At 49.7% G+C, this 17,827-nt stretch carries 12 protein-coding genes; 8 read left to right on the top strand and 4 right to left on the bottom strand.

What is annotated here, in order from left to right; all coding sequences use genetic code 11:
* The 3 genes from LZ463_RS14220 to LZ463_RS14210 form a co-directional block, all read right to left on the bottom strand.
* The coding region (locus LZ463_RS14220) for a condensation domain-containing protein (RefSeq protein ID WP_241456464.1) at nt 1-1,247 on the bottom strand (1,247 nt) is incomplete at its 3' end.
* Between the two features lie 97 nt (nt 1,248-1,344).
* Nucleotides 1,345-5,517, bottom strand: coding sequence for a type I polyketide synthase (locus tag LZ463_RS14215; RefSeq protein WP_241456463.1), 4,173 nt, complete (start codon nt 5,515-5,517; stop codon nt 1,345-1,347).
* Entirely contained in the window at nt 5,514-8,741 is a 3,228-nt protein-coding gene (locus tag LZ463_RS14210) for a non-ribosomal peptide synthetase (RefSeq protein ID WP_241456462.1), read from the bottom strand. Before LZ463_RS14210 ends, LZ463_RS14215 begins: the two co-directional genes overlap by 4 nt.
* Nucleotides 8,742-9,009: 268 nt before the next feature.
* Between LZ463_RS14210 and LZ463_RS14205 the strand changes: the two genes are divergently transcribed.
* The 6 genes from LZ463_RS14205 (at nt 9,010) to LZ463_RS14180 (ending at nt 14,316) form a co-directional block, all read left to right on the top strand.
* A complete protein-coding gene (locus LZ463_RS14205) occupies nt 9,010-9,789 on the top strand; it encodes a head GIN domain-containing protein (protein ID WP_241456461.1) in 780 nt (259 codons plus the stop codon).
* Nucleotides 9,790-9,858: 69 nt separating this feature from the next.
* Nucleotides 9,859-10,083, top strand: coding sequence for an MbtH family protein (locus LZ463_RS14200; RefSeq protein ID WP_489686119.1), 225 nt, complete (start codon nt 9,859-9,861; stop codon nt 10,081-10,083).
* 126 nt (nt 10,084-10,209) lie between these two features.
* Nucleotides 10,210-11,052: a class I SAM-dependent methyltransferase gene (locus tag LZ463_RS14195; protein WP_241456459.1), complete on the top strand. Its 843-nt coding sequence runs from the start codon at nt 10,210-10,212 to the stop codon at nt 11,050-11,052.
* A 777-nt stretch (nt 11,053-11,829) separates the two neighbouring features.
* Nucleotides 11,830-12,531 carry a helix-turn-helix transcriptional regulator gene (locus LZ463_RS14190; RefSeq protein ID WP_241456458.1) on the top strand — a complete coding sequence of 234 codons (702 nt, stop codon included), beginning with the start codon at nt 11,830-11,832 and terminating at the stop codon, nt 12,529-12,531.
* Between the two features lie 216 nt (nt 12,532-12,747).
* Nucleotides 12,748-13,320: an acyl-homoserine-lactone synthase gene (locus LZ463_RS14185; protein ID WP_241456457.1), complete on the top strand. Its 573-nt coding sequence runs from the start codon at nt 12,748-12,750 to the stop codon at nt 13,318-13,320.
* Nucleotides 13,321-13,590: 270 nt separating this feature from the next.
* Nucleotides 13,591-14,316, top strand: a complete 726-nt coding sequence (locus LZ463_RS14180) for a substrate-binding periplasmic protein (RefSeq protein ID WP_241456456.1) — start codon at nt 13,591-13,593, stop codon at nt 14,314-14,316.
* 151 nt (nt 14,317-14,467) lie between these two features.
* Here LZ463_RS14180 and oxlT read toward each other — a convergent pair whose 3' ends face one another.
* Nucleotides 14,468-15,742, bottom strand: coding sequence for an oxalate/formate MFS antiporter (oxlT, locus tag LZ463_RS14175; protein WP_241456455.1), 1,275 nt, complete (start codon nt 15,740-15,742; stop codon nt 14,468-14,470).
* Between the two features lie 258 nt (nt 15,743-16,000).
* On the opposite strand from oxlT, the gene LZ463_RS14170 reads away from it, so the two are divergent.
* Both LZ463_RS14170 and LZ463_RS14165 read left to right on the top strand, forming a co-directional pair.
* A complete protein-coding gene (locus LZ463_RS14170) occupies nt 16,001-16,777 on the top strand; it encodes a fumarylacetoacetate hydrolase family protein (RefSeq protein WP_241456454.1) in 777 nt (258 codons plus the stop codon).
* On the top strand, nt 16,777-17,778 hold the full coding sequence (locus LZ463_RS14165; protein ID WP_241456481.1) for a 2-dehydropantoate 2-reductase: 1,002 nt from the start codon (nt 16,777-16,779) through the stop codon (nt 17,776-17,778). Before LZ463_RS14170 ends, LZ463_RS14165 begins: the two co-directional genes overlap by 1 nt.
* Nucleotides 17,779-17,827: the final 49 nt, after the last annotated feature.

The raw sequence follows: 17,827 nt of genomic DNA, 5'->3' as shown, positions 1-17,827 counted from the left end.
AATGTTGCAGCAAGGTCAACCGGTGCCTGGCTGCTTTTGATGTTTGGGAAATCCAGCGTAGCCTGACCCATTTTTTCCAGCACAAACCAAACCTGGAAAATGGCATGCCGACTCAGGTCGCGAACTGGTCGCAAAGCTTCGACAATTTTTTCAAACGGCAAGTCCTGGTTTGCATAAGCATCTAGCGCAGTTGCACGTACATTGGCCAGCAAGTCGCGAAAACTCATTGTCTCTGATAATTCAGAGCGGATGACCAGGGTATTGACGAAGAAACCGATCAACTCTTCGAGTTCGCGCTGGCGGCGTCCGGCGATGGGGGTGCCGACCAGGATATCGTCCTGGCCGCTCCAGCGTGAGAGCAGGGTTTGGTAGGCGGCCATCAATACCATGAACAGGCTTGCACCCTCCTGACGAGAAAACTGAACAAGTGCAGATGAAAGTGCTTGCGGAATAGTGAAATGCCACGAAGCCGCATGGTAACTGGCGGTAGATGGTCGTGGTTTGTCGGTTGGCAGATCAAGCGCTTCAGACGCGCTGCCGAGTTTGGATGTCCAGTATTCCAGTTGCCGATTTAATTCTTCACCTTGCAACCATTGCCTTTGCCACAGCGCATAGTCACCGTACTGTATGGACAATGCAGGTAATGGTGAAGGCTGGCCCTGCACAAACGCTGTATAAATAATGCTGAGCTCTTTGAGCAACAAGTCGATGGACCACCCGTCCGAAATAATGTGATGCATCATCAGCATCAGCGCCGACTTACGTGTGCCAGCACGCAGCAATGCGGTGCGGAACATCGGGCCCGCTGCGAGGTCGTATGGTTTTTTCGCCTGGGACTCAACCCATTGATCCAGGGTGGTATCCAGATTCTCGCATTCCTGCAAATCCAGCGGGCATTCCATATTCTGAGTGATCACCTGGATACCGCGTCCCTCGACGGTTTCAAAGCAAGTGCGCAAGGCTTCATGGCGCCGTACTAATTCGTCCAGGCTTCTCTGAAGAATACTGACGTCAATCTCTCCATCCAGATGAAGAACAGCGGACAGGTCAAATGCCCCTTTTGCAAGCCCCATTTGTTCGACGAACCATAAGCGCTCCTGGCCGTATGACAACGGGACAAGAGTTCCCGGGTCGCGGACAGACAACCTTGCATCATTTGCAGAATTTTGTGCATTTGACAGACGCTTGCCAAGTGCGCTCAATTCATCCGAAGACATGGCGCCGATTTGCGCAGAGAAGTCAATCATTCTTCAATACCTTCCGAATTACACAGATAGAAAAAGAAATACCAAATTGAATTAATCATTCATTGCTGACGGTGTAGCTAATCCCGGTTATTGCTTTTCAAACGGTGTTCTCCGTCTGTCGTGCCTTGAGTTGTTCAAAATAAGCGACGATAGCGCTGGCAAATCCGGCTACCGTCATGCCATGACGAGAGTAATCACGCATCGGTACGTCAACATGCAACACCTGGGTGATACCTGAAGTCACTCCCAGCAAGGCCAGGGAGTCGCCGCCGACTGCGAAGAAATCATCGTGCAAGCCAATACCGGCAATCCCGAGATTTTTTTCCCAAATGTCGATAATCAGGCGTTCCAGCTCGCTTACCTGAGGGGCAATGCTTGCTGAATCAGTTGTCTTGACCGAGTTAGCCGTGGAAGCCTGCGTTGTCGCACGTAGAAGTGCCTTTGCTGCAAGTGCCGGAAAGTCGGATTTGGATACAATTAATTGTGGTATACCCACACAACTCAGTGCGCGCAGCAAAATTTTCATTCCTTCCTCGACGCCTATCGCTGTTGACGCAGCAACACCAAGGCCATGCGTATTCCATCCGTCCCAATTGATGGTGAGCCATGGCTTGTCCCCGCATAGTCGCTGTGCATATGCAAGTGCATCCAGCGTGGCATTGGCTGCAGCGTATGCACCAAAACCGGTACCGCCCAGTATTGCTGAAGTAGAAGAGAAGAGAACGGCGAAATCCAGTAAGCGTCCTTTTAGAACCTGTTCCAGAGCCAGTGCACCAAGTACTTTCGGGTGATATTGGCGTTCCAGGTGTTCGTGTTTTAAAGTTGCAAGCGGTGTTTGTACCGATGCGTCGTCCAGATCAGCCGCAAGATGGAACACGCCGGAAATTGCGCCCAACTCTTGCTCCCCTTTTACCAGGGCGGCTGCCAGTGTCTTCGTGTCAGCCGTATCTGCTGCTACCACGCAAGCTTTCCCGCCCAATGTCTCAATCTCACGTATGGTTTCTATGCGGCGTCTGACGGAATCTGTCAATCGATTGTCAGTGAGGGCGGCATCCCATTCATGTCTTGAGGGTAAGCCATGTCTGGACAACAATATAAGACGTGCCTGATAGTGGCGAGCCAGGAAAAGTGCCAGTTCTGTACCAATGTCACCCAGACCACCCGTAATCAGGTAGACACCAGAGTGACGGATGGCGGAAGCAACTTCTTCCTCGTCAGTGCTGGCAATAAACCTGCGTACCAGGCGCAGGTTACTCCTGTAGGCAATGGATAGATCGGATGTCGTGCCTGCCAGTTCGGCGCTGATCCACTTCGCATATTTCTGTGCTTCATCCGCATTGTCGGTATCGATGTCCAATGGTGGCAAGTCGATGACTTTGCTGCTCAGCCCTGGCCATTCTTGTACAAGCAAGCGCGGTAACACATGGATTGCTGCATGATCAATATTACTCATTGATTGCAAATCAGGGGAAAAATTCTTGCCGACGACTGCCATGTGTAGTGATGTCTGAGACTTGTCACGCATCAATGCACTGACAAGCCGTACGATAGCGAGATAAGCAGCATCCATTTCTGCGGACGGTGTTTTTTCTGTTGTCCGAGTACTTCCGATGAAGGAGGGGGGGGACAGCGTGATAAATTCAATGTCCCTTGATGCCAGAGTGCGCATCAGAGAATCGAAGCCGCAGGTTTCATCTGGTGCTATGGAAAACCTGTCCGTGGCCAGTTGTGCATTTTCTCTTCCCCACGATGCGCGGATAACTGTGCAGCCATTTTGCAGCAACTGATCAGCCAGCGTGTCACCGATTGTCTCGTTCAGACCGAGAATGAGCCAGGTACCCGTAGTCGAAACAGACGAAGAGATGGGGGAATGCTGCCAGACCGGAAAATATATTTGTGGCGTGCTTGCATGTGACATCGATGGCGCTACGTCCGTCAACCAACAGGTCTCACGCTCGAACGGATAAGTTGGCAAAGAAATCAAGACACCGCCTTTGGCAGGCGATTTGCCATATGCCAGCCTGGCGCCATGCAGCCATAGTAAGCCTGTGACTGCAAGCAACAGATTGTGATCGCCGTCGACACTCAGACTGTCTTGCATGTTTGAGCAGAAATCAGCCAGGTCCTTACTCCCGCAAGGAACAATGATGATGCCCTCATCTTCCTGCAGATCGTTGGTTCTGCAATGAGGCCGTGTATATTGAAGACGCTTGCTCCAATAACTGGCATCTGAAAGATCTGCCTGAGCAGGCTCAAGTCCTGTCGTCAAAGAAACCAATGGAATATCTGCCTGGGAAGCGATCGACGATGCAAGTACCTTTGTCAATGCACTGACATCTTCGCGCAAACCGGCGTCCAGCATACGTATGCAATCTTCCAGTGAAAATACGCCTGCGACATTTGCCGCAACCAGTTCCCCTATGCCAACGCCAGCCAATACGCCAGGCAATACACCTTTCATTTTCAAAATGCTTACGGAGCAATACTGTGAAATGAAACTCAGCCACATTGTCAACACCGGGTCATTCGCAAGATTGCTGGCCCCGGTTAACACGTGTATGTCGATATTTATTTCTGTAAGCCTGCGTATCAAGGCGGTGCAGTCATTGAATCTGTCTTGCCAGTCTCTGTCCCGATAGTAGAGGCTTTCCAGAACTGCCACATCTTCATGCCCGGCATGCTCAAGCGAAAACACCACGGAGATATCTGAACCCTTGCCTGCCCATGGTGCAATATCACGCTCCAGGGTCTCCAGCAGCTTGTCACGATTAGATGAAATAATTGCCTGGCGATATGCAAATCGACTGCGCCCGGCCGTCAAGGTATGCGCAACATCATTGAGTGCAGCATCCGGCTGTTCTCTGAGGTGCTTTGCAAGACGTTCGCGGACCAGACCTAAAGCCGTTGGCGTTTTTGCCGACAGGACGAAGAGATGTTCGTCACTGATTTTTTCCGGTTGCGCTTTGGTAACAGGAGCCTCTTCCAGGATCATATGGACATTGGTGCCACCCATGCCAAAAGAACTCACGCCGGCACGGCGTGCGCTCAAGCCAAGGGGCCAATGGCGCAAGCGGGTATCCGGCACAAATGCGCCTGAATTCTCGGCAAGCAGTTCATGGACATTCTCTACATGAAGAGTCGGTACAAACTGACGATGCTTGAGGCATAGGACTGTCTTGATCAATCCGGCAATGCCTGCTGCTGCATCCAGATGCCCCAGATTTGACTTGATCGAACCTATCGAACATGCAGCCTGTCCGGGTGCGCGCACTCCATATGCCTCAGACAGTGCCGTCAATTCAACAGCATCACCCAGTACCGTGCCAGTGCCGTGGGCTTCCAGCATAGCGATACTGCCAGGGTCTATACCGTTCAATGCTGCTTCAATGACTCTGCGCTGCCCATCAACGCTAGGAGCGGTATAACCAACTTTCGATGATCCATCGTTATTGACAGCAGAATTCAGGATAGTCGCATCAATGCGGTTACCATGGGCAAGAGCATGATCAAGTCGACGTAATACGACTATGCCTGCGCCGCTAGCCGGGACTGTGCCGCTTGCGTGGGCGTCGAACGCCCGGCAGTGCCCGTCTCGCGAGAGAATTCCACCGTTTGTGTAAAGATAACCTGTACCTTGAGGCAGGTGGACGTTGACACCACCTGCAATGGCAATATCTGACTCACCATTCATCAGACTCTGGCAAGCTGCATGAACTGCATACAGAGCTGTAGAACAGGCAGTTTGATATGTCGCACTAGGTCCGCGCAGATTCAGTTTGTATGAGGTGCGGGTGGACAAAAAATCCTTATCGCTGGCCAAAGTGCGTTGCATGACCTCGATAACACGATGCTGGCGAATTTCATCAAGCAAATTTTGCAAGCCATATCGATTTGCCCCGGCGCCGGCGAAAACACCAATTGCACCAGCTTCACTTTCAGGATCACAACCGGCATCTTCCAGTGCTTCCCAAGCACATTCAAGAAATAGCCGTTGCTGTGGATCAAGATCGGCTGCCTGCTTGTTTGTGAAGCCAAAGAAACCAGCATCGAACTGGTCGACATTCTTTAAAGAACCTGAAGCGCGGACATAATTTTCGTCTTGCAGCAGACTTTGGGGTACGCCAGCAGCCAGAAGGTCGTGCTCAGAGAAATGGCTGATTCCTTCTTTTCCATCTTTTAATAGATGCCATAACTGATCTATGTTTTCAGCACCGGGAAAGCGCCCGGCCATACCGATAATGGCGATCCTGTTCTCTGGTGAACGTATCATTGCAAGTCCCTTCCGTTGTTTCTGGACTGACCTGTCAGGCGATTGAGTACATTGCGCAATACACCCGATTTCTTCGTACCGGAGCCAGATCCGGTTTTGACCAGCGATGAATTCAAAAGGATGTAATCATTAAGGCTGCTGATGGTCGGATTTCGCAAAAGATCGACAAAGGCGAGTTTGAGCGAGAGCTTTGCATTGAGTAATTGCAAAACACGGGCCAGCCGCAAAGAATCACCACCCAGATCGAAGAAATTTGCACGGCGGTCAATATGGGGAATAGCCAGTACTTCGGACCAGATTTTCGCTATGATTTCTTCATTTGATCCGTAGGCGATTTCACTGCCTACCATTGTTCCGACCTTGATTGGTGGTAAAGGCAGATCTGATCTCTCGACTTTCCCGTTTGCATTCAATGGCATATGCGTCAGAAAGACGATGTGGTTTGGCAGCATGTAGTCCGGCAGATGTCTCGACAGATGTGCCCTGATCTGACTAGTGTCGATTCGCGCTAAGGTATCTGGCGTCGCAGTTTCGAATGGAACAAGATAGGCGACCAGTTCGCAACTTTGGTCTGCGCCGTCCCGGGCAATCACGGTCGCTTGCTGGATACCAGGGTGTGACAACAAGGCATTTTCAATTTCACCTGGTTCAATACGAAATCCATTCCGTTTTACCTGATGATCAACTCGCCCGATGAATTCGAGGCTGCCATCTTCCTGCATGCGAACAAAGTCGCCGGAACGATACATACGGGTGCCAACTTCAAACGGGTTGGCGACAAAGCGTTCGGACGTCGTCGCCTGTTGCTTGATATATCCGCGAGCCAGGCCCGGACCGGCGATATAGAGTTCACCCGCCACACCTGCCGGAACTGGCATCAGGCGTTGATCAAGTACATATAGCCTGGAATTCGAGAGCGCACGTCCTATGCTGACCCGGTCTTCGCCATGGTATCTGCCTGCACTGGCGCAGACCGTGGTTTCTGTCGGGCCATAGGCATTGAAGAAGGCAGTGTGTTCTGACCAGTGTTTGGCCACTGGTAGTGGACATGCTTCTCCGGCTGAAATCACAGTACGGAGCGAAGGCAAGTCATATTCGTTCAAAAATGGCAGGGACGACGGTGGCAAGGTCGCGACGTTGATGTAATTGTCCTTGAGCGTTTTGGCCAAGGCTGCTCCTGGCATCAGTTGCTCACTTGCTGTCAGCACGAGACGGGCGCCCACGCTAAGCGCCATGACTATTTCCCAGATCGATGCATCAAAACTCAGGCGTGCAAATTGAAGAATGCTTTCTCCTGAACTCAACCCGAACAGGTGTTTTTGAGCACTGATCAAACTGCTCAAACCACGGTGGCTTACCATGACACCTTTAGGTTTTCCGCTGGAGCCAGATGTATGGATGATGTAAGCAAGCTGGTCCGCATGACATGGTTTATCAAGGGGAAAAGCAGGCATTGCATCGACATCAGCGCCAGAAATCGATAACTTTGTTACGCTGGCAGGTATTTTTTCCAGTGCAACGTCACTCACTGTTCCTGTCAGAACGAGATCAGCCTGTGCATCTTGCAACACGCCTTCCAGTCGATAGGCTGGTGCTGCCGGATCAAGCGGCAGGTAAGCGGCGCCGGCTTTCCAGATTCCCAGAATTGCCACCACCATGTCGATTGAACGTTCAGAGAATATGGCAACAACGGCGTTGCTCTCGACACCATTACTTTGCAGGAAATGCGCCAACTGGTTTGCTCTTGTAATCAAGGCTTGATAGCTCAAGGTAGTGCCATCGCACTCGACAGCTGTATTGTCTGGGCAGGTATGTGCTACCTGCTCAATGATTTCGTGCGCACCATGTGCCCCCACTTCTGGAATGGAAACATTATTGACATCAGCTGCAATTTGCTTTGCCTGGATAGTTGCTGACGGTATATTAAAAAGAGAAGAGGTCGGATGACGAACTGCATGTTCAAGGAAGGCGATCAGCCCCTCGCTGATGGTCGCAGCTGATGAGCGGTTGAAATACGTCCCGTTACAAACCATGCTGATTCTTAGCGGGCGTGTCAGGTCCATGTCATTGATATATATCTGAAGCGGTTTTGATTCGAAGGGTAGCGGAATCTGCAGAAAACCCTCTGACGTCGCATCACCGATCATGACATGATCAAAGTCACTCACCAGATAGCTGATCGTCAAGTCAAACAGCCTGGTCCGGCCAGACCGGTGCAAGCCGATATCACGATTGATGGAACTAAGCGGATAGCGATGAAACCGGTATGCCTGCTTTAATTGTGTTGAAACGATCGATGTTGCTGACAATAAAGTCGCGTCCGGGTCACAGGTTATTTGAATAGGCGCCACGCTTGCAGCCAGGCCTATCGTATTCTTGCGTTGCGCATTTCCACGATTGAGCAATGATATGCCGAGTGTGATTTCGTCACGCCCCTGCAGACGTGAAAAATATCCGGATATTGCTCCGACAAGCAGGTGAAAACGCTGGGTTCCAATATCATCTGCCGTTTTACTCAGAGAGTCATGAAGCTCTTGTGATAAATCGAATTCGTGGACAAATGCCGCATTTTTGCCATGCTGCGTCGACCTGCTTCTATCGAATAAGGACGGAGTCAGTTTTCCCTCACGTCCTTTCCAATAGGCTCCAGCCCGAAGATAAGCTGCGCTATCAGTATAATTTTTGTCGTCCTCCAGCAGATCACGAAATTGCGGATACCCCGCACCGGAAGGCGAACCAAGTTGATAGATTTCCGCTAACCTTGCCATGGTGAGAGTGATGCCTGCAGAGTCCATGATCAGATGGTGGAATGCCATGAAGAAAACCCACCGGTGTTCTGATACGACAATCACGCCAAACCGGTACAAAGGTTGGTCAAACATGGCAAATGGCGACTGCAGATTCTGCTGCATCTGGAAGAGGGCATCTGCATCAGAGTCTGCCTGCGATACTGTCAGATTCGAATCGACCTCCGGGAGTATGCATTGTTGCGGGAACGGATCATTAGCCTGTTCCCGCAGCACAAGACGTAGTGCATCGTTGCAACTGATCAGGTCGCGAACTGCCTGTTCAAATGCATCCTGAATAAATGGACCATTGAACCAGTAGTACCCGCCGATGTTATGGATGGGTGCATCTGGTTCAAGACTGTGCTCCAGATAGATTTCTCTTTGCCGCAATGACAAGGGAACTTCTATTTGAAATGACGATTTGGCTGAGTGCATTCTTATCCAGGAAGTGAATTAGAAACCCGTTACACGCAAACGCTGGTTCCATGACTTTTAACGCATTGCATTGACGCAGTACATTGATGCAGTACAGTGAAACTGGAGCAAAGTGTGCGCACCCGGACTGGCACCGTCAACCTAGTAAATCTGATAGCTTGACCGTACTATCGCAGTACTTTTATGCTCAGCTTCGAATTGCCCCAGGATGGGATAAGGTGGCGCGTTCGCTGGCACTGACCAATATGAAGTACCCAGGAGAATTCCGATGTCCATGACCCTTAAAATTGCACCACGTCGCTTCACTGTCAAAACGCTGGGAGCGCTTAGCCTTGCTTTCATGACCAGTTCTTCCCTGGCATCCACCTTTGGCTGGTTTCTGGGTGAAGACGTCGTCGGATCTGGCAAGATTGAACACCAGATCAGACCCGTAACAGCTTACAACGCCATTAACCTTGGCGTTCCAGCAGAGCTGGAGCTGCGCATAGGTAACGTTGAACGCGTTACGATTGACGGTGACGATAACCTGATCGGACTGATAGATGCATCGGTCGATAGGGGCACACTGACAATCAAGTCAAAAAAGAAATCTTACCGCTTGAAGCCGACTTCTTTGAAGATCATCGTCGAAGCCAGGCAAATAGATGCCCTTACCATCAGCGACTCGGGACACATCTGGGCAAACCAGCTCAATAGCCCGGATCTCAATGTCAGCCTCGGTGGAGGCGGCGCCGTCAGGATCAGTTCATTAAAGAGCAGCATGCTCCGCGTGCAACTGGGGGGCAGCGGTACATTTGAGGCCGCCGGTGTCACCAATTCAGTCTCTGCCGCAATTGGTGGCGATGGGGCTTTGAAAATAGGTCGGCTTGATGCCCGCGAGGTCAGCTTGAGTCTTGGTGGTTCCGGCAATGCCGTTGTCTGGGCAAAAGACATGCTGCGCATGAGCCTGGCAGGCTCCGGAAGTGTCAGTTACTATGGCGACCCCCAAATAGGTAACTCATCGACGGGCTCGGTGACGGTTGCGCGCCTTGGCGCAGCACCCAATTGAAAGTGACGTTTTACAAAAAATGCTCGAGCAACGAGCGCATACCTTTTCAACATAATCAGGAGATTCATGATGAGCAATCCATTTGAACATGACGAACTCGAGTATCGCGTCCTCGTGAATGCAGAAGGTCAGCATTCGCTGTGGCCGCATTTTGGTGAGGTACCAGCAGGATGGGCACTCAGTTTTGGCCCTGCATTACGCCAGGCTTGCCTGAAATATGTGGAGGACAACTGGACTGACATGCGTCCCAAGAGTCTGATCGCTGCAATGAGTACTGCATCAAGCGAAGCCTGAATGCGTATTTTTTATGGCCGCAGGAAATCTCGCTGCTGATACACTGTCTTGATGTCGCGCATGACCCATAGCTGATAGTCTGCGCGTCATTGATAGACATACTCTTGCTATTTCCTGTGATTCATTATGTCACTCGACGCTCATTTCTTCGCTACGGCACAATCGCATTTCAGTCCATTCCGGCCAGGTTCAGGAACGGAGCATATTGCACATTTGCTGTATTCTCTGATCCGGATGACACGCCCGAAAACTGTGGTCGAATATGGTTCGGGCTATAGTACATTGTTCGTACTTCGAGCTCTGGCAGATAATATCGAAGACGTGCGTGAAGAGACATTGGGGCTTACTGCCAAGACACATTCTTCCGGCTTGTACGGCAAATTGCATGAGCAAGATGATATTCGCATCGACAAAGCGCTGAACCAGCATCTTCTGACTTGGTATGATGCCGGAGAAAAGGCTTGCCAGGTCAATCCACACTTTTACCTTTTTCCCTATCATGCGCATCTCTACAGTTTCGAAAAACTGGGGGCTGAGCATGATTACACCAAGCGGATGAAAGGTGCAGTCTCGGCGATCGGGCATGAATCCATTTTCACGCATCTCTGCGGTCAGAGCTTTAGCCGTGCTGCCTTGCCAAAAAGTGCGGTTCCCATTGACTGGTGCTGGAATGATGACGACAGATACCGTGAGTTCTTCCAGGAATTCTGGGAGCATCTCAATCCCTCCGGTGGCATTATGGTATTTCACAATGTGACCGGTGAACGCGACTTGTACGATGCCATCACTTGGATGAAGGCACAACGTCAAGTTCATGGGGATCTTGAAGTGCTTATTCTTGAAGAGCCGCATAAATTGAATCAGAACGGCTGTGCGATATTACGCAGGACGAGTACATACAAGCCGCATTTCCCTTTGACTCGCCCAATGGAGCTGTTCCAGAACTTGCGCAAATTTATCCGTCGATAACGGAGCTCTATGCAAGTTGGCTGACCCTACGTAACACCTCCTATGCTGCACTGACGGCACATTCCAGTATGTCTCAAGGCGAATTCTCCAGACATGCCCTGCCAAACTCTCGCCACCATCTTGTAGACATGCAACCAGTGTTACGTGGTCTGCAGATTATTGCCAGATACTGATATTTCACTCCGTGGTTTTCCCTTTGCGACAGTGATCGCAATCCTGATACAGAACAGTCACCCCACATCATTGCCATGAAGAAAAATTTACACGCAACTCTGCAATACCAGAATGCACTGATTTAGTGAAAATACTATATTGATGCCAAATAAATATATTTTTGCAAGTATTTTAACTAATTTAACATTTTTTTTGCTACAGTGGAACCCAATCCTATAAGAGTAAATAGTGTTAATTCCCAGAAAAGTGAACAGATGAAGCTGAAAATTGCCTATATGTAATAAATGCAGTGTTTTATTGCTTGTTTTGGTTATTGTAAAAATGTTTTTGTCAACTACTTGCTGATTGCCTCAATAGCTTGGTGTATTTGGAAAAGAACAGAAATAAGCATCAAACGGAATCGTCGATATTCCTCCATTTTCCAATTCCTGCCCGGCGCGGACAGCAGAGCATTTTTATGTCTGCTCGAGAAGTATCAATGTATTGAAAAGACACAGCACATTTCAAAGCGGTGTCGGAGCTCATAAATGAAACGTATGTCATATCAATTCGAACAAATATATTTGGACGAGGTGGGAGAACATGGTTCGACTGGAACAACTCATGAAATTGCTGGAATGCGACACATCAGAAAAATGGGGGGCAGCGCTCTGTGCCATTGCCGAAATTTGCGGCTATGATCATGCACTTTTTGGCGTTGTCCCTGAAAAAAAAATCCCTTTCGAACAGGCTTTTCTTCAAAGTAATTATTCCAAAGAATGGCGGAGCAAGTACGATATCCTGCAATTGCATACTGTAGATCCGGTCGTCACTCATTGTCTGGGAAGTGCTCTACCAATTGTATGGGATGGCAATACATTCAGAAGCAAAGAGCAAAATGAGTTTTACGAAGAAGCAAAATACTATGGACTCCAGAATGGCATCAGCTTACCTGTGCATGGCGCTACAGGTGAATTTGGTGTTCTCAGTTTTGCCAGCAGTGAAAAAAATGCGGATGCCTTGCGTACTTCAGGAGAGCTGCTTGCTGCCATCTCTCTTATTCGGGATTATGCTTTGGAATCATCACGCCGCTTTCAGAATCAGGAAAAGACAGAGGATTTGCCAAAAGTGAACCTGACCAGACGTGAACTGGAATGTCTGAAATGGGTCATGTGCGGAAAATCTTCCTGGGAGGTTGGACAGATACTCTCATGCTCAGAAGCTACGATTAATTTTCATATCGAAAATTCGAAGAAAAAATTCAAAGTCATGACGCGCCAGCAGGCTGTTGTGAAAGCCATTCAGCAAGGCTTGCTCAGTCTTTGAGCGGATGGTTCGTCATGGTCACAGATTGCATGAAAAATACCCTCACCGAAGTTTTAGAGTGACGCAATTGCACGTCGCTCCTTGCAGCATTGGGATGACATATCAGCCTGAAATTTTTTATAAAGAGACAAAACAGGAAACCTAGCAACTCTGCTAGTTACCAAATTATGTAATCTGCTTAAACATGGAATCCCACCCTTTCATTTTGGAGCAGAAATGTCACTATTGATCGAGATTGGTGCCAGAAGAGAATTCAAACATGGAGATCTTTGTGCCATGCATAAATTGCGAGCCAAAGTATTTCACGATCGAATGGGATGGGATGTACCAATAATCAGCGGTATGGAAATCGACGGATACGATGCGGTTGATCCCTACTACATGCTGATGCGCGAACCCAACGGCATCATTCGTGGCTGCTGGCGTCTCTTGCCGACAGTCGGCCCTTACATGTTGAAAGATACGTTTCCCCAACTGCTCCATGGGGCCGATGCACCTGACGACGCAGAAGTATGGGAACTGAGTCGCTTCGCAATCGAAACCGAAGGCCAGCATTCTTTTGGATTCTCACACGTTGCCTTACATTCGATAGAAGAGATTATCCGTTACGGGCATCGCGTTGGAATAAAATACTATGTCACCGTCACTACGACAGCAATCGAGCGCATGCTGCGCCGCGCAGGTCTTGTTATCAAACGCTTCGGACCGCCGATGATTATTGGTGTCGAAAATGCTGTGGCTCTGCATGTCGATATTGAAGCATCGCTTCGAGAAAAAAGTGCAAGTTGACCAGAAAGGTGAATGAAGTATTCTGAATTTTTCTGACACGCCTGGTTGTTAAAATCCTTTCAAAATTTCAGTCTTGCTTGCAGGCAGGCTTTTTTATTTATCGTTATGGGGGCATGAACGAGTTGAATTTTCAATAAGGCTTGTTTGCAAACATTTGTCATTTTCTGTTTCATGACGATAAATCACTCAGGCGAGCTGTATTTTTTAATCAGAATTCGTTCTATCCTGTGCATGTGAAAGTCATATTCGCTTGTGTACAGGGAGTAGGCCATGCAACGAAGAACTTTATTAAAGCTTGCCTGCCTGTCAGGATTGGCACCGTCTGTTGTCCTCTCGCAGGAAAGCAAGGTGCTGCAAATTTCTACCTTGATAGAAAAAGACCCAGCGACAAAAATAGCGGAAAAAATCATGGAAATCGCCTACCGCAAGCTGGGGTGGAGCATCAATATCAATTATTTGCCCGGTGAGCGTTCTCTGCGCAGTTCGAACAACGGCGAAATGGATGGCGAGCTCTACCGCAGGCTGGGCATGGACAGGGATTATCCCAATCTGGTTATTGTTCCCGTGCCCTTGCTTACTTATGAAATCGTTATTTTTACGAATGGTACCAATTTTGTCGTCAATGGCTGGGAGAGCTTGCGTCCGTACACCATAGGTTTTGTCAAAGGCATCAAAATCATTGAACAAAACACCGTAGGGATGAAGTTGGAGTCTGCTCCCACTGTGCGCCAGGCGTTTCAGAAAATGCTGCTCGGGCGTTCTGATGTGGTTGTCTCAAACCGTATCTCTGGTCAGGCTGCGCTGGACGAAATGAAGCAGACCAACATTTCGGTACTGACACCGCCGTTGGCAACTTTCCCTGTATTTCATTATCTCAACAAGAAGCATGCAGCATTGGTGCCTGCCCTTACTGAGATTTTGCAAAAAATGCAGAGGGAAAAAACCATTGAAGGCATACAAAATGCAGTCATGGCCGAGATGCAGCATGGTAGCTGAAGGAAGCCCGCCTCACTTCTAATCAGAGGCTGGCACGTTGCAACGGATTATCTGAAATCATCCAATAATAAACGCAGTAAAAGTGGCTTGCTTTCACCACTGTTTACTGCGTTTTGCTTGGTTGCTTTGTTTCAGGCAGCTTTGCGCTGCTTCACTGCAAATTACGCATGCGTGCGCGCATGGGTTTGAGAACGGCCAATGCCATGATGGCAGCCAGGGCATTCATGCCAGCAGCGATGTAGAACACTTCATGCCAGCCTTTATAGGCTTCCACAACATAGACTGACAGCGGTACCAGCAGGGATGCCGTGCCTTTGGCGGTATACAGCAAACCGGCATTGGTCGTGGCAAACTTGCTGCCGAAGGTGTCACCGCAAGTGGATGGGAAAAGGCTGTAGATTTCACCCCAGCCAAAAAATACCAGGCCGGTCAACAAGACGAAATAGACAGGGTCTTTGCCAAAGATGCTCAGCGCCAGTATGCCCACGGCTTCCATGCTGAAGGCGATGAACATGGTGTTTTCACGGCCTATATTGTCAGACACCCAGCCAAAGAAGGGGCGGGTAATGCCATTGAAAATGCGGTCCAGTGACAGCGCAAACGTCAGCGCTGGCAAGGTGAAACCGATCAGCGATACAGGGATTTCAGCAATCTTGAAATCCTTGGCGATAGGGGCCAGTTGTGCTGTGGCGACCAGACCACCGGCTGCCATCATGACAAACATCAGGTACATGACCCAGAACACGGGTGTCTTGATCATCTGTTTCCATGTAAAGTCCACCTTGGTCTGACTGATGCGTGGCGCTGGCGCAGCCGGCGCATTCTTTGGTGTGCTCAGCAAGAATGACAGTAAAAACACGACCAGTCCCTGGCCCAGACCAAAATACAGGAAAGCCGTTTCATAGCCGCTGCTCTTGATCATGGCTGATATCGGGATGATGGTCAGTGCCGACCCCATGCCAAATCCGGCAGCTGTCAGGCCTGCCGCCAGGCCGCGGCGATCCGGAAACCATTTAAGCGCATTACCCACACAGGTGCCGTATACGGCGCCAGCACCGATACCGCCAATCGCTGCGGCGATGTACAGCATGGTCAGTGAATCTGCATGGGCATTCATGAACCAGGCCAGACCGATCAGCAGGCCGCCAACCAGCACCACAGGCCTGGGACCGAAGCGGTCAACCAGGTAGCCTTCTACAGGTACTAGCCAGGTTTCAGTAAAAACGAAAATAAAAAAGGCAACTTGAATGGCCTTGCGGCCCCAGTGATATTTTTGATCGAGGGGATCGACAAACAAGGTCCAGCCATATTGAAGATTGGCGATCATCGCCATACAAATTATGCCAAGCAACAGTTGCAACCAGCGATACTGCGAGGCAGTTTTTACGGCGGGAAGTTCTGGCGTGAGTGATATTTCCGTTGTCATGCGCCTGTCCTTTTTATCAAAATCTTTAGGTTGAATGGAAATAGTGCAGCGGTATTAATTTGTGGCAATACTTGTCAAATCTATGCGAATATTGGTGTAAGTTCCTTTGCCGAATTTGCATGCCGAACTGGCCAGACTATAATAATTCATTTAATGTAATTTAACAATTTTGCATTTGGCATATGTTTATTTACTCGACAGAGTGCCGTTGTTGTTGTTTCTACAACTCCACATAACTGCTCGTATTTGCTTGTATATATGACACATTGGTTACGCTTTGAACATGACAAACAAGTCGGCTTTGGCCGACTGGATGCAGACATCATCACTGTTTTTGAAGGTGATATTTTTAACAATCCCAAACCGGCGGGACATACGCTGACCCTGAGTGAAGTGAGCTTGTTGCTACCCAGCCAGGCTTCAAAAATGATAGGTCTGTGGAACAACTATCATGAACTCGCTGAAAAGCTTGGACAGGCAATTCCCGCTGAACCTCTGTATTTCGTCAAGACATCCAATTCTTACCTGCCGCACGACGGCATCATCAAACGCCCGCCTGCTTACGACGGCAAAATCCTGTATGAAGGTGAACTGGGTATCGTGATCGGCAAGACTTGTCATCATGTTGACGTTGCTGCTGCGACGGACTGCATTTTCGGCTATACCTGTGTCAACGATGTGACAGCATTGGAGTTGCTGCAACGTGATGCTTCATTCGCTCAATGGACCAGAGCCAAGAGCTGTGACAGCTTTGGTGTATTCGGTCCGGTAATCACTACCGGGCTGGACCCGCAAACCTTGACGGTGAAAACTTTTTTAAACGGCAGGGAGCGACAAAATTATGCCTGTCGCGATATGATCTTTGCTCCGGCGCAGATAGTCAGCATAATTTCACGCGAGATGACTTTATACCCTGGCGATGTGATTGCCTGCGGCACCTCGCTGGGCGCCGGCCCCATGCGTAACGGCCAGGTGGTCGAAGTTGTGATAGAAGGCATAGGCAGCCTGCGTAATACTTTTGAGGAAGGGACATGATGAAAATAGCGGTAGTAGGTGCAGGCGCGATTGGTGGTTATCTGGCAGTCAAGCTGGCCCAGATAGGGCACGAGGTCAGCGTTGTCATACGTGGCGCCAATTTACAGGCCGTGCGCGAAAACGGCATGAAGCTGATCATGGACGATGGCAGCGAACATGTCGCGCAACTATACGCCACTGACCGTGTCGCGGATTTGCCTGTACAGGATATCGTCATCCTCGGCATGAAAGCACATCAGGTCGCCGCAGTGGCTGCCGACATACCTGCTCTGCTGGGACCAGAGTCCATCGTCGTGACAGCGCAAAACGGCGTGCCCTGGTGGTATTTTCACAAACATGGTGGTGCATACGAAGGGCGCCGTGTGGAAGCGGTGGACCCTGGCGGTGCTATATCGGCGCATATAGACGTTGCCAGGGTTATTGGTTGCATTGTGTACCCGGCTTGTGAGATTGTTGCTCCCGGCGTGATACAGCATATAGAGGGTAACCGTTTTTCACTGGGTGAGATTGACGGCAGTGATACGCCGCGCATACACATGCTGGCCGACGTCTTGCGCCAGGCGGGATTCAAGGCGCCGGTTTCTTCTGACATCCGTTCAGAACTCTGGGTCAAGCTTTGGGGTAACCTGAGTTTTAATCCCATCAGCGCGCTGACTCATGCAACCCTGGTCGATATCTGCGAATTTTCACCGACACGTGAACTGGTGGCGCGCATGATGCGTGAAGGCCAGACCATAGGCGAAAAACTTGGTGTCAATTTCAAGGTGACACTGGACCGACGCATTGCCGGTGCGGCCGCAGTCGGCAAACACAAGACATCGATGTTGCAGGACATCGAAGCTGGCAGGCCGATAGAGCTTGAGGCCCTGGTTGGTACAGTTATCGAAATGGGCAGGATCACCGATACGCCTACGCCAAATATAGAGGCTGTGTACGCACTGGCTGCCTTGCTCGCACGCACCGTGCAAGAACAGCACGGCAAGCTGCGCATACAGGCATAAGCGACATTGTTGCTCATGCAACGGTGCTTGCTTGTATGGATTTAGAGGA

This window comes from Undibacterium paludis, from assembly GCF_022568815.1.
Taxonomy (GTDB): domain Bacteria; phylum Pseudomonadota; class Gammaproteobacteria; order Burkholderiales; family Burkholderiaceae_D; genus Undibacterium.
Note: the sequence above shows the minus strand (reverse complement) of the source record. Positions and strands in the feature narration are given on the sequence as shown.